Source organism: Streptomyces sp. HD (assembly GCF_028369295.1).
Classification (GTDB): Bacteria; Actinomycetota; Actinomycetes; order Streptomycetales; family Streptomycetaceae; genus Streptomyces.
Genome location: NZ_JAQMYP010000082.1, coordinates 22,551 through 34,628 on the forward strand (window position 1 = coordinate 22,551; position 12,078 = coordinate 34,628).

Annotated in this window: 12 protein-coding genes; 2 read left to right on the forward strand and 10 right to left on the reverse strand. The window is 70.9% G+C overall.

Features of this window, described 5'->3' with window-relative positions:
- The first annotated feature begins 23 nt into the window (after positions 1 to 23).
- Entirely contained in the window at positions 24 to 380 is a 357-nt protein-coding gene (locus tag POF73_RS42990) for a 5-carboxymethyl-2-hydroxymuconate Delta-isomerase (RefSeq protein WP_272124860.1), read from the forward strand.
- Here POF73_RS42990 and POF73_RS42995 read toward each other — a convergent pair.
- From POF73_RS42995 to POF73_RS43015, 5 genes are all read right to left on the reverse strand, one after another.
- The gene (locus POF73_RS42995; protein ID WP_272124861.1) at positions 377 to 1,078 is read right to left on the reverse strand and encodes a TetR/AcrR family transcriptional regulator; all 702 of its coding nucleotides are present in this window, start codon (positions 1,076 to 1,078) and stop codon (positions 377 to 379) included. The genes POF73_RS42990 and POF73_RS42995 overlap by 4 nt on opposite strands.
- Positions 1,079 to 1,134: 56 nt before the next feature.
- On the reverse strand, positions 1,135 to 2,157 hold the full coding sequence (locus tag POF73_RS43000) for a PDR/VanB family oxidoreductase (RefSeq protein WP_272124862.1): 1,023 nt from the start codon (positions 2,155 to 2,157) through the stop codon (positions 1,135 to 1,137).
- Positions 2,157 to 3,053: a metal-dependent hydrolase gene (locus POF73_RS43005; protein WP_272124863.1), complete on the reverse strand. Its 897-nt coding sequence runs from the start codon at positions 3,051 to 3,053 to the stop codon at positions 2,157 to 2,159. Before POF73_RS43005 ends, POF73_RS43000 begins: the two co-directional genes overlap by 1 nt.
- Positions 3,054 to 3,128: 75 nt before the next feature.
- Positions 3,129 to 5,057, reverse strand: a complete 1,929-nt coding sequence (locus POF73_RS43010; protein WP_272124864.1) for a hypothetical protein — start codon at positions 5,055 to 5,057, stop codon at positions 3,129 to 3,131.
- Between the two features lie 71 nt (positions 5,058 to 5,128).
- Positions 5,129 to 5,629, reverse strand: coding sequence for a tetratricopeptide repeat protein (locus POF73_RS43015; RefSeq protein WP_272124865.1), 501 nt, complete (start codon positions 5,627 to 5,629; stop codon positions 5,129 to 5,131).
- 101 nt (positions 5,630 to 5,730) lie between these two features.
- On the opposite strand from POF73_RS43015, the gene POF73_RS43020 reads away from it, so the two are divergent.
- A complete protein-coding gene (locus POF73_RS43020) occupies positions 5,731 to 6,165 on the forward strand; it encodes a hypothetical protein (RefSeq protein ID WP_272124866.1) in 435 nt (144 codons plus the stop codon).
- Positions 6,166 to 6,243: 78 nt separating this feature from the next.
- Here POF73_RS43020 and POF73_RS43025 read toward each other — a convergent pair whose 3' ends face one another.
- The 5 genes from POF73_RS43025 to POF73_RS43045 all read right to left on the reverse strand — a co-directional run bounded on the left by POF73_RS43025 (position 6,244) and on the right by POF73_RS43045 (position 11,664).
- Positions 6,244 to 7,818: a DUF1996 domain-containing protein gene (locus tag POF73_RS43025; protein WP_272124867.1), complete on the reverse strand. Its 1,575-nt coding sequence runs from the start codon at positions 7,816 to 7,818 to the stop codon at positions 6,244 to 6,246.
- Positions 7,819 to 8,020: 202 nt separating this feature from the next.
- Positions 8,021 to 8,674, reverse strand: coding sequence for a LuxR C-terminal-related transcriptional regulator (locus POF73_RS43030; RefSeq protein WP_272124868.1), 654 nt, complete (start codon positions 8,672 to 8,674; stop codon positions 8,021 to 8,023).
- A complete protein-coding gene (locus tag POF73_RS43035; RefSeq protein WP_272124869.1) occupies positions 8,659 to 9,951 on the reverse strand; it encodes a sensor histidine kinase in 1,293 nt (430 codons plus the stop codon). Before POF73_RS43035 ends, POF73_RS43030 begins: the two co-directional genes overlap by 16 nt.
- A 52-nt stretch (positions 9,952 to 10,003) precedes the next feature.
- Positions 10,004 to 11,026, reverse strand: coding sequence for an SDR family oxidoreductase (locus tag POF73_RS43040; protein ID WP_272124870.1), 1,023 nt, complete (start codon positions 11,024 to 11,026; stop codon positions 10,004 to 10,006).
- 86 nt (positions 11,027 to 11,112) lie between these two features.
- A complete protein-coding gene (locus POF73_RS43045) occupies positions 11,113 to 11,664 on the reverse strand; it encodes a winged helix-turn-helix domain-containing protein (protein ID WP_272124871.1) in 552 nt (183 codons plus the stop codon).
- Positions 11,665 to 12,078 lie beyond the last annotated feature (414 nt).

Sequence of the window (12,078 nt, forward strand, 5' to 3'; positions counted from 1 at the left end):
GCCGACGTAGAACAGGAGTGCTCATGCCGCAGATCACCGTCGACCACTCGAAGGCGATCTCCTTCGACCGGGCGGCCTTCGCCCGGGACCTGCACACCGCGACCGTCGAGATCGCGGCGGCCAAGCCGGAGGCGTGCAAGACACAGTTCCGGCCCAGCGACGTCACCGCCTTCGGCTACGAGGACCCCGAGGAACAGGGCCACGCGGTCGTCCATGTCACCCTCGGCCTGCTCGCCGGCCGCACCGAGGAGACCAAGGCGAAGCTGACCGAGGCGGTCCTGGAGTTGCTGCGCAGTCACATCGAGGACGACGGCACCGTCCTGCACGCCTCGGCCGAGGTACGCGACCTCGATCCGTCGTACCGCAAGTTCGAGCGCTAGGGCCTGTCCTGGGACGCGAGTGAGATCAGCCGGGCGACCAGGTCGTTGAACGGGCCGTCGGCCGGCTCGTCCTTCAGCATGTGGCGCAGCAGTGCGCCCATCTCCTCGTCGTAGGCGGCGCTGACGGCGGCCAGCGCGGCGAAGTCGTGCACCAGCTGGACCTCCAGCTCGGCGCGCGGGATGCGCCGGCCGTCCAGCCAGATCAGCGCCGTCGACTCGGCGAGCGAGATCCAGGAGCGGACGACCAGCTCCAGACGCGCGGGCGGGTTCTCCACCCGCAGATGCGAAAGGATCTGGACGTACGCGGCCTGCCGCACGGAGTCGATGAGCGCGTTCGTCGCCGTCGAGCCGACGGCCGGTCCGCCCCGCATCAGCGCGGAGAAACCGGGCCCGTGTTCCTCGACGAAGTCGAAGAACCGGCGCATCACCCGCAACAGCCGCGCCCCCAGCGGCCCTTCCTGCGGCTCGACGAACCGGCCTGCCAGTTCCTCCGAGGCACGCTTCAACGCGGCTTCGTACAGGCTGAGTTTGCCGGGGAAGTAGTGGTAGACCAGCGGGCGCGAGATGCCGGCGGCCGACGCTATCTCGTCAATGGAGACGTCGTCGGGCGAGCGCCGGCTGAACAGGTCGAGGGCGACGCCGATCAGCTGCTGCCGCCGCTCATCGACTCCCATTCTGCGCCGTACCCCGGTAGTCATGCGAACACCTTACCGATCGATTCCGGCCCCGAATGGACCAGACCGACCTCAGGTGTTCACATGTCGAGCACGAGTCGCTCACTTCTGGCCCGTGACACACAGATCAGCATGGAGTCGGCCCGCTCCGCGTCCGTCAGCAGCTCGTCCCGGTGGTCCACCTCGCCCTCCAGCACCCGCTGTTGGCAGGTCCCGCAGAAGCCCTGCTCGCAGGAGTACGCGGTGTTCGGCAGCTCGGCGCGCACGGCGGCCAGGACGGTCGAGCCGGCGGGGACGCTCAACGTCCGCCCGCTGCGCCGCAGTTCGACCTCGAAGGCATCGCCGCCCGAGACGCGGGGTGTGAACCGCTCCAGGTGAACCTTCGGGAACCGTTCCTCCACCGCGGCCATCAGCCCCTCCGGTCCGCAGCAGTAGACGGCGGCGTCCTCGGGCACCCCCGCGAGCGCCGAGTCGAGATCCGGCACCCCCGCCACGACGGTCACCCGGTCCCCGCCGAGCTTCTCGACCTCCGCAACGAACGGCATCGAGGCCCGGTCACGTCCGCAGTACAGCAACCGCCACTCGACACCGTCCGGCAGCGCCCGCAGCATCGGCAGCACCGGGGTGATCCCGATGCCTCCGGCGACGAAGACGTACGACGCCGCCTCGACCAGCGCGAACCGATTGCGCGGCCCCCGCACCTCCAGCTCCATGCCCTCCCGCACCTGCTCGTGCACCTCGCGTGAGCCGCCCCGCCCGTCCGGGACCAGCCGGGCCGCCACGGTGTACGCCGAGCCGTCCGCCGGGTCGCCGCACAGCGAGTACTGCCGAACCAGCCCCGACGGCAGAACCAGGTCGAGATGCGCGCCGGGCTCCCAGCGCGGCAGGTCGCGCCCCTCCAGCCGTAGTCGGACGACCCCCTCGGCGACCTCCTCGCGCGCGGCCACCAGCAGACGCAGCGCCCGCGACCGCGGCCGTCCGGAGACCGGCTCCTCCAGGGCGGGCATCGGCCACAGCGGCGAGGCCTGGATACGGCGCCGCATCGCCCGCCGGGCGAGCAGGGCGGCACCGGCGACCACGGCGACGGTCCGGAGCTTCGGCATCAGGCGGCACCCTTCGCGGACTTCTCGGCCGTCTCGGCGGCCAGCGCGGCGGGGGAGGAGGCGAGATAGGCGACGGCCTGCTCGGTGCACCCCTCCTGGGAGGGGTGGTACGCACGGCTCAGATAGCGGGGTATGGACCTCAGCATGTCCCCGGTCGCGGGGAGCGTGCCGCGCCTGCCCCGGACGTAGAAGTCCTTGAAGCTCGCCCTGCCGTCGACGAGCGACGGGTCGTTCTCCATGAAGAAGCGCGCCCCGCGCTGCCAGAGAAAGACAAGGGCCGTGAACGCGGTCGCCCAGGTCCGCGCCCGTCGCCGGTAGCTGCCGTCGACGTGCATGAACAGGTCGAAGGCGACCGACCGGTGCTCGACCTCCTCGGCGCCGTGCCAGCGCAGCAGGTCCAGCATGGTCGGATCAGCGCCGCGGCGGTCCAACTCCTCGGCGTTGAGCACCCAGTCGCCGAGGAAGGCGGTGTAGTGCTCGATGGCCGCGATGATCGCCACCCGCTCCATCAGCCACCAGTGGCGCGCCCGGCCCGGCGGCAGCGTGCGGTCGCCGAGCAGCTTCTCGAAGAGCCAGTCCACCTGTGCGGTGTACGGCGTCGGGTCGAGCCCCTGCTCCCGCAGATGGGGCAGCACCTCGTCATGGGCCTGCGAGTGCATCGCCTCCTGGCCGATGAACCCGATGACGTCCTCGCGCAGCCGCTCGTCCCGGATGAACGGCAGCACCTGCTTGTAGACGTGCACGAACCACCGCTCGCCCGCCGGCAGGAGCAGATGCAGCACATTGATGGTGTGCGTGGTGAACGGATCCCCGGGCACCCAGTGCAACGGGGTGTCTTCCCAGGAGAAGGACACCTTGCGGGCCTTGAGGGTCACCCGGTCCTGCGTATTAGACATGGCGTCAATGTACTGACGGGTAGGTCGTGGGTGAACCCCCGTGCACGACCTTGTTTACGCGAGTGTCAGCAAGGCTTACTCAAGACCGCTGATCGAACGTCCGCTCTCCAGCGTGCCCTTCAGGTCGGCCTGTACACCCTGAGCGGCCCGCAGGGCCAGCAGACTGCCCTCGGAGACGCCCCGGACGCCGCCCGTGGCCCGGATCGACTCCGTGTCCCGGGCACCCGCCGCCAGCAGGTACCAGCCGCCCGACTGCGCCTTCCACAGCACCCCGGCCAGCACATGCGGATCACGCGCCCCGCACGCCGACACGTTCTGGCCCTTGGCCACCACCGCCGCCTGCGCCGCGCCCGGCGTCCGGAACTGGGCCAGCACCCGCTCGCCGCCGCCCCGCCAGGTCTCCGCGCGCGTGCACACCCAGTCCGCCGCGCCGGTCCCGTCGGGCAGCGGCTGCCGGGCAAAGGTCCACGCGTTCACCGTCCGCACACCCGCGGAGCGCATCGCGCCCAGCCAGCAGGAGTACGGCGCCCAGGAACGCAGTGCCGCCGGACCGGTCGCGTCCTTGGCCTCCCCGGGGCGCCCGGTGGTGAGGCGGGCCGGGACCAGTTCGGCGAGGTCGGTCAGCAGCCGGGAGCCGGTGCTGTCGGTCAGCTGCAGGGCGTTCCACGAGTTGCAGGACCCGCCGGTCTGCTGGGTGGCGGGGCTCGCCATCGGCGAGGTCACCCCCTTGGTCACGGTGAGGTCCATCGGTCCGGTACGCGGCTTCAGCAGGTCCCGTTCCGCCGCCGACTTCACCCAGGGCGCCAGCAGATAGCGGACATTGCCGTCGGCCCGGCTCAGTACCACCGCGCTCGACTCCGCCCTGGTCGCGCCGTCGACGCGGGAGAAGTCCAGGGCGGCGCCCTCGGTGCCGTCCGTCGGTTCGGCGTAGCGGGCGATGCGCATACCGTCGTAGAGGATCACCAGGCGGGCACTGTCGACGTTCCCCGCGTACAGCAGCTGCGGAGCGCCGGGCGGGCCGCCCGCCGGGGTGCCGGGGGTCGCCGAGACCTGGACCGTCTCGCCGGGGCGGGCCCAGACGGCGAGGGCGCGGCGCAGCAGGCCCGAGTCGCCCGTGAGGTCGCCGCGCGCGGGCCACACGGAGAAGTCGGTGCGCGCGGAGGACTGCCAGGCCAGCGGTGGCACCTTCGTCAGCTGGGCCGGGTCGAGGGCGGCCTCGGCCGCCGGGTTCTGCGCGTACGAGGGCGCGGCCGGACCGTCCGGGCCCCAGCCCTCGCCGGGCAGACCGAGCAGCGCGCCGGACACCAGGAGGGCGGCCGCCGCGGCGACCGCGGCCTTCACATGCTGCCTGCGCCGCATCAGGTCGGTGGGCCGGGCCTGGAGCGAGCAGGGGTCGAACTCGGGGGAGTCGAGCAGCGCGTACTGCGCGTCGACGGTGTCGGCCTCCGCCAGAGCGCCGTCCCAGTCGTCGACACCGGCCGCCGCCAGCACTTCGCACACGTCGTCGTCCTGGAGCTTCTCCAGGCCGCGCAGCACATAGGCCGCCCGCGCCGGGCCGGACAGCGCCGACAACCGCTGGTCCAGAGCGAGTTCGTCGGCGCCGCCCGACCGGGGGAAGAGGCGCAGGCCCCAGACCTGGGGCAGCAGGGGCGGCAGTTGGGAGCGCTTGGGCCAGGCCGGCCGCTTGAGCGGGCGGTTCGCCTCCAGCGCCGTACGCAGCACACGCAGGCGGAGCAGGGCGTACCCGGGATCGCCCTCGCGGCCGGTCGACTGGGCCGGGATCACGGGCGTCGCCGCCCCCCGGCCCCGGGGCAGCGCCCGCTGGGTGAGGGAGTGCGCCGTCACCACGCGCCGGTTGCGGCCGAGGCTCGGCGGCAGCACCAGGTAGGCGAGCCGGACGAGACGCGGGTAGTGCTCGACGAGCGCGGCCTCGGCCCGCTCGACGTCGACGACCGGGTCGTCCGAGGCGGGGGCGGGGCGCGGGGCGACATCCTGTGACTGCACGTTCAGCAGAACGAGCGAATCGTCGGTTGGTCACCGGAACCCGGACCGCCCGGGCCCGTTCCCGGTCCGGTTCAGTCCCCGGATTCCAGTAGTGCCCGGGCGTAGTTCGCCATGGAGCGCTGGTAGCGCGGCAGATGAGGGGCGAGGGCGCCCAGTACCAGGGACAGTCCCTCGCGGTCACGTCCGAGGCTCGACAGGCACAGCGCCAGCGTCGCACGTACCGCGTCGTCCAGCTCGTCGGAGGGGGCGTCCAGTTCAGGCGTCAACAGCTTGACGCCCTCCTCGGCCTGTCCGATGTTCCTGAGCGAGCTGGACATCTGGATCTTGGCCCGCCGTCCCTTGTAGCCGGTCAGTCCGCGTGCGAGCGCCTCCCGGTACAGCGGTACCGCCTTGTCCGAATGCCCGGTCGAGTCCCAGGCGCAGGCCCGCTCGAAGGGGCCCAGCGGGCTGTCGTCGGGCAGCTCGGCGACGAGTGCGTCGATCACGGCGCGGAAATCGGGCGCGTCCTCCTCGGCGTAGGTGTCGAAGGTCGCCCATGCGGCGGTCACGCGATCTTCCCAGTCCTGGTTCATCGCGTCACTCTCGCACGGGTGGGCGAACGCAGGCAGCGGTATTTTGAGCGCTCCGCACGTGGGAGCCGTATCCACCGGGAGGCCCCTGCAGGGAGGAAGACATGAAGGTGACCCGACCCATGCTCGCGGCGGCCGGTGTCGCGGCGGCGTTCGTGCTGGCAGGCTGCGGATCCGGTGGCGACGAGCAGGCCGCCGTGCCCAAGACCGCCACCGGCAGCCTGGAGCACCTGGCCGCCGAGGTGAAGTGCAAGCCGAACATGCAGACGGACGCCGACGAAATCCGGCAGGCGCTCTGCAAGAACACCGACGGCAAGTTCGTCCTCGCCACCTTCGCCACCGACCGCGGTCAGGCCGAGTGGCTGAGCGGGGCTAAGGACTACGGCGGCTACTACCTCGTCGGCCGCAAGTGGGTCGCGGTCGGCCAGCAGAAGACGGTCACGGCGCTGCAGACCACGCTCGGCGGGACCATGGAAGAGGGTTCCGCCCATATGAACCCCGGTGGCAGTCACAACAGCGGCGGCAGCCACCACGGCTGACCAGGAAATCCCGGGCAAGCAAAAGCCGGCGGTGGGAAATCCCACCGCCGGCTTTCCGCTGTTGCTACCGGGTCAGAACTACTGGCAGTCCTGCCCGCTGTTGATGCACTGGACCACCTGGTTCATCGTGTTCTCGTCGAAGAAGTTGATGAAGTCGTTGTGGTCGGTGATCGCCTTGTGCAGCTGGTCCGGGAAGGAGTCCACCGCGAAGGCGTTCTGGACCTGTCCGTTCTGGATCTGCGGGGCCTGAACGTCGTAGACCAGACGGACCTGGAGCTGGGGGATCGCCTGGAAGCCGTTGGCGCAGGTGCCGTCGCCCTGGACGAACGCCACGTGCGTGCGGTGGTTGGCGCTGTCGATGTTCTGACCGTCCCAGCAGCTCTGGAAGTTGCTCGTCCGGACCACCGAACTGCCCTCGGGGCAGATCGGCAGCTTGTCGTGCAGCTGGACCTTGTCCTCGAAGCCGGTGCAGCTCCAGTTGGCGTTGGCGTTGTTGTTGCCGTTGACGAAGGACTTGGCGTCACCGGTGATGATGCGCAGGGCCTGCGGCATCGCGACGACATCGCTCGTCTTGTTGCCGACGAACTTCAGCTGGGCCTCGCTGGCCTGGACGATCGTGCCGACATTGCCGTCCTGACCGCCGCCGGGGGCGTTCGCGTCGATGTCGTTCTGGCCGTCCTGCACGCGCAGCACCGGCCAGAAGTACGACGACTTGTCACCCTGGTTCTGGCAGGACGTGTCGCCGTTCGCCAGGTCCTGGTCGCTCGCGAACGCGTTGTTCGCCTGGTTGCCGACGTAGTCGTGCTGGTGCTGGGCACCGTTGGAGACACCGGGGGCGACGATCACGTTGTCCGAGTTGCGGTTCTCGTTCTCGTTGGTACCGCAGTTCGTGGTGAAGCTGCCCGTCGAACCGGAGTCGCCGTTCGCGGGGAGCCCGTTCGCGCCCACGCCCAGCTGGGCGTTGCCCTGGACCTGGGTGATGTCGACGAAGTCGTCCGCGTTCGGACCGTTGCCGGCCTGACCGCCGTTGCCGCCCTGGTCCTGTCCGCCGCCGTCCTGGCCGCCCTGGTCCTGACCGTCGTTGTTCTGACCGTCCTGGTTCTGGTCCTGACCGTCGTTGTTCTGGTCCTGACCGTCCTGGTTCTGGTCGCCGTCCTGCTGGCCGTCGTTGGTCTGAGGCTGCTCGGCCGGGACGCCCTGGCACTGGGCGAGCTGGTCGAGGCCCTGCGGTCGCTGGCCGCCGGCCCGGTTGATGTTGATGCCGATCCGGTCGAGCGTGGCCACACGCTTGGACTTCAGCGGGCCGAGGATGGCGTTGTTGACGAAGTTGGCGTCCCCCGCCTGGGCCTGCCGCGTCTCGGCGAGACGCTTGTAGGCTTCCGTGACCTGCCTGTCCAGCAGCGCCAGCTCCTTGGCGACGCCCCTGCGCGCGCTCTTCGGCACCTTCGTCAGCTGTTGGCCGACGTCAGGGCAGTTGATCGTCGCGACCTGGGCGTTCGCGGACTTCGTCTGGTTCCACCCAGAGTTGTCCTCGTGCGCCGAAGCATAGAAGTTGGCCCATACAAGCCCGCCCCCACCGAGCGCTAGGGCCGCCGATGCGGCTATGGCCTTGGTGGCCAGCGGCGTACGGCGTTTTCGAATGTTGCGTCCCATGGAACTCCTCTGACTTCCTTTTTCGGGGCATCGAGGCGCCCGACAGGAGTGAAGCGGCTCCCATTCATACGGAGGGGGTCCCAGGGGTGTTCAGTCGTCCCGGAAATTGTTGAGAGATTCGTGAGAACGCTGTGTGCTCAACAGCCCCCGAAACACCAGGAGTTGTTGATCCCGCACGACGGGTGAATCGGCCGGTCCGATATCACCGGCCGTGGTCGAGATACGCGAGAACCGCCAGCACGCGACGGTTGTCGTCGTCCGACACCTCCAGGCCCAGTTTGGCGAAGATATTGGCGGTGTGTTTGGCGATCGCCCGTTCCGTGACGACTAGGCGGTCGGCGATCGCCGCGTTGGTCCGCCCCTGCGCCATCAGCTCCAGCACCTCGGTCTCCCGAGGCGTGAGCCGGGCCAGCGGCTGGTCGTCGGCCGCGCGCCGGGTCAGCAGCTGCTGGATCACCTGCGGGTCCATCGCGGTCCCGCCCGCCGCGACCCGCCGTACGGCGTCCACGAACTGCTCCGCGTCGAACACCCGGTCCTTCAGCAGATACCCCACCCCGCCGCTGCCGTCGGCGAGCAACTCCCGCGCGTACAGCTGCTCCACGTGCTGCGACAGCACCAGCACCGGCAGTCCGGGCTTCTTCCGCCGGGCCTCCAGCGCACACTGCAGCCCCTCGTCGGTGTTGGTCGGCGGCAGACGTACGTCGACCACGGCGACGTCCGGCTCCAGCTCGGCCAGCGCCCGGGACAGCTCGGGGCCGGTCTCGACGGCCGCCGCGATCTCGAAGTCGTAGGCCTGAAGGAGCCGGACGAGTCCGTCGCGCAGGAGGAACAGGTCTTCGGCTAGGACAACGCGCAAGGAATCTCCATGGTGACCATGGTGGGGCCGCCCGCGGGAGAGCTGACGGCGAGGACGCCGTCGAATGTACCCAGTCGCCGCTCCACCCCGGCGAGGCCCGAACCGGCCGCGATCGCCGCGCCGCCCCTGCCGTTGTCGGTGACGCAGACACGCAGCAGGCCCGCGCTCTCCTGTACGTGATGCAGGTCGATCCAGATCCGGTCGGCACCCGAGTGCTTGACCGCGTTGGTGAGCACCTCGCTGACCGCGAAGTACGCCGCGGACTCCACGGGCGCCTCCGCACGCCCGGGCAGTTCCACGTTCACCTCGGTCGCGACCGGCAGCCGCAGCGCCAACGCCCGTACGGCGTCACCCAGTCCGCGCTCGGCGAGCACCGGCGGATGGATGCCGCGCACCAGGTCGCGCAGCTCGGCGAGCGCGTCCACGGAGGACTGCCGGGCCTGCGCGACGAGCTGCCTGGCCTGCTCGGGGTCCTTGTCGAGCAGCATCTCGATGGTGCCGAGATCCATCCCCATCGCCACCAGCCGCGCCTGCGCCCCGTCGTGCAGATCGCGTTCGATACGGCGCAGTTCGGCGGCGGAGGTGTCGACGGCGTCCTGCCGGGTTTCCGTCAACACCCTTACGCGTTCCGCCAGTTCGCCCTGGTTGGGGCTGAGGACGGCCCGGGTGAGCCGGAAGTGGGCCTGGAGCAGACGCGGGGTGTAGAAGTGCGCGAAGACGAGCAGTACGAGCGCCAGGGCACCGGCACCGAGCGCGGACGCCTGACCGGTCACCGGCACGAAGCCGTACCAGTACGTGCCGCCGCCGGCGTCCGCGAACGCCCGCCACAGCCCGGCCGCGATCGCGAAACCCTCCAGCGGATAGAAGAGCAGCACGGCCGGCAGCAGCGCGGTGACGAACCCCGCCGTCATGTCCACCGGCAGCCACCGCAGATCCCGCCAGGTCGCCGGGTCGCCCAGCATGCCGAAGGTGCGCGACCACGGATTGCTGGCGACCCACGGCGACGGCACCTGCCGGTACGCCGACGGGATCCGCACCCCGCCCCACTGCGCCGCGAGGACCCGCCGCCAGTCGGCGAACGCCCGTACCCCCGTGAGCACCCACGGCGTCGTGACGATGCCGACGCCGATCGGTATCAGCGCGATGGACACGAGGGAGAGCACGAGACAGAGGACGGCCCCCGGCAGGGAGATCAGCGCCAGCGCCAGCCCCCGCAGCGCGGCGAGCCCCATGCCCCGTGCCCTCGAACGCCGCCCGCTCTTCATGTCGTTGGTCATGCCGTCAGTCTCGCGGAGCCGACAGCGCCGGTCACGGGGCAGAACCCCCGGATCAGGGGGTGGTGCCAGATACACCCCCCTCGGCCGCCGCGAGGACCTTCGCCTCCACCTCCGGATCGAGGCCCTTGACGGTCCGGTCCGGCCGCTGGGGCGCCGTGCCGCCGATGTCCTGGAGCCAGCGCCAGGTGTCGGCGACGGTCTCGGCGACGGGGCGGCAGCGCAGCCCCGTGGCGACGGCCCGGGACACATCGGCACTGTGCAGGGCGTCGTGCATGTCGCTGCCCGGCGGCACCCACACCGGCAGCTGGATCCACGGCTCGATGCCCGCGTCCAGGATCACCTCCGGCTCGGTCCAGCGCAGCTCGGCGCTCCCGCCGACGGTGGCGACACAGGCGTCGAGCAACTCGCCCATAGTGGCGTGTCCTTGGCGGCTCATCAGGTTGTACGGCCCGCTCAACTCCTGTTCCACCGCCCCCAGGATCCACTCCGCGAGGTCGCGGATGTCGACGTACTGGAGGGGCAGGTCCCGCGGCCCGGGCGCCAGCACCGGACCGCCGCGCGCGATCCGTCCCAGCCACCAGGGCAGCCGCCCGACGTTCTCGTGCGGCCCGAGCAGCAGCCCGGCCCGCACCAGTACGGAGCGGTCCGCCCCGAACTCCTCGACGGCGGCCAGCTCGCCGCCCCGCTTGTCGCGCAGGTAGTCGGTCTGCTCCGCGTCGGCCGCGGCGCCCTCGACCAGCGGCGCGTCCTCGGCGTACCCGGCGGGCGGGGCCCACTTGTACACCGAGCAGCTCGACACGTACACATACCGCCCGGCGCGGCCCCGCAGCAGCCGCGCCGAGTCCCGTACGGCTCGCGGCGCCGCCGACCAGGTGTCGACGACGGCGTCCCACTCACCCTCGGCGAGGGCGGCGAGCCCGTCCGGTGAGGTGCGGTCACCCTGCAGTGACCGCACCCCGGCGGCAGGCTCGTGCAGCCCCCGGTTGAAGACGGTGACGTCCCAGCCCCGCCCGAGAGCCGCCTCCACGACGGCCCGCCCCGCGAACTCCGTACCACCCAGAACCAGAAGTCTCATGCCGACGACTCTGCCCGGTGGCGGCGCGGGACGGAACAGAGCTCTGCCGTCGGCAGACAGCTTTCACGCCGGAGCGGCCGGGGAGGTCAGTGTCCGGCAGGCGGAGCGTACTTGTAGCCCACCCGCCGCACGGTCAGGATGGCGTCCCGGTGCTCGGCGCCCAGCTTGCGGCGCAGCCGGGCGATATGGACGTCGACGGTACGGCCGTCGCCCACATGCCCGTAGCCCCACACCGTCGTCACCAGCTGGTCGCGCGTGTGCACGCGATGGGGGTGGGCCACGAGGTGGGCGAGCAGTTCGAACTCCAGGTAGGTGAGGTCGAGTTCACGCCCGTCGACGGCGGCGGTGCGCCGGACGTTGTCGACGGTGACGAGGGAGTCCCCGCTGGGATCGGCCGCCGCCGCGACCGGCGGCTGCCGGTCGGCCGGGACCAGCACCAGATAGCCGATCATCGGCGGCTGCCCCGGCAGCGTGGGCAGGGAGTGCTGGGGAGCGGGCAGCCAGGTGGCACCCGGCGGCAGCAGGTCCGCGACGTCGATCACCTCGTCCCGGTCGACGGCCCGCAGATGATGCCGAGCGCCGTTCGGGACAGGGGAGTTGAGCGTGGCGGCGGTGGAGAGAGATCGGGTGTTCGCCATGAGAGGTCAGCTCTTTCGCGCGAGAGGTCCGTCGGAGGAGGAACGCCTTGTCGCGCCGGCCGAAGGCCGAGAAGGTACGGCTTTACAGGGCCCGCGCGTTCACCGCGCGGCAACACACCCGGTCGAAGTCGTGGTGCTGACGGGAAGGCCAGAAGGGCTCAAGGTCATGGCGACCCGTCGCGGAGTACTTCTGGAAGCTGGCCATGTCCCCATTGAAGCAGAAGCCCGCCCCGGACGGGACCCTTCGGCTCCTCTCTCTGGCTGTTTTTCCCAGGTCAGCGACGTGATGTTGATCGCTTGCCCGGAGAGCTGTCCCATTCCGTGGACAGTGGGCGCACAAGCAGAAGGGGGGGGGGCCCCCCCCCCCCGCCGCCCCCCCCCCCCCCCCCCCCCCCCCCCGCGGCCCCCCCCCCC

What these genes read in the sequence shown, in the direction of transcription:
- POF73_RS42990 (WP_272124860.1), top strand. Translation starts at nt 24, where the DNA reads ATGCCGCAGATCACCGTCGACCACTCGAAGGCGATCTCCTTCGACCGG.
- POF73_RS42995 (WP_272124861.1), bottom strand. Translation starts at nt 1,078, where the DNA reads ATGACTACCGGGGTACGGCGCAGAATGGGAGTCGATGAGCGGCGGCAG.
- POF73_RS43000 (WP_272124862.1), bottom strand. Translation starts at nt 2,157, where the DNA reads ATGCCGAAGCTCCGGACCGTCGCCGTGGTCGCCGGTGCCGCCCTGCTC.
- POF73_RS43005 (WP_272124863.1), bottom strand. Translation starts at nt 3,053, where the DNA reads ATGTCTAATACGCAGGACCGGGTGACCCTCAAGGCCCGCAAGGTGTCC.
- POF73_RS43015 (WP_272124865.1), bottom strand. Translation starts at nt 5,629, where the DNA reads ATGAACCAGGACTGGGAAGATCGCGTGACCGCCGCATGGGCGACCTTC.
- POF73_RS43020 (WP_272124866.1), top strand. Translation starts at nt 5,731, where the DNA reads ATGAAGGTGACCCGACCCATGCTCGCGGCGGCCGGTGTCGCGGCGGCG.
- POF73_RS43025 (WP_272124867.1), bottom strand. Translation starts at nt 7,818, where the DNA reads ATGGGACGCAACATTCGAAAACGCCGTACGCCGCTGGCCACCAAGGCC.
- POF73_RS43035 (WP_272124869.1), bottom strand. Translation starts at nt 9,951, where the DNA reads ATGACCAACGACATGAAGAGCGGGCGGCGTTCGAGGGCACGGGGCATG.
- POF73_RS43040 (WP_272124870.1), bottom strand. Translation starts at nt 11,026, where the DNA reads ATGAGACTTCTGGTTCTGGGTGGTACGGAGTTCGCGGGGCGGGCCGTC.
- POF73_RS43045 (WP_272124871.1), bottom strand. Translation starts at nt 11,664, where the DNA reads ATGGCGAACACCCGATCTCTCTCCACCGCCGCCACGCTCAACTCCCCT.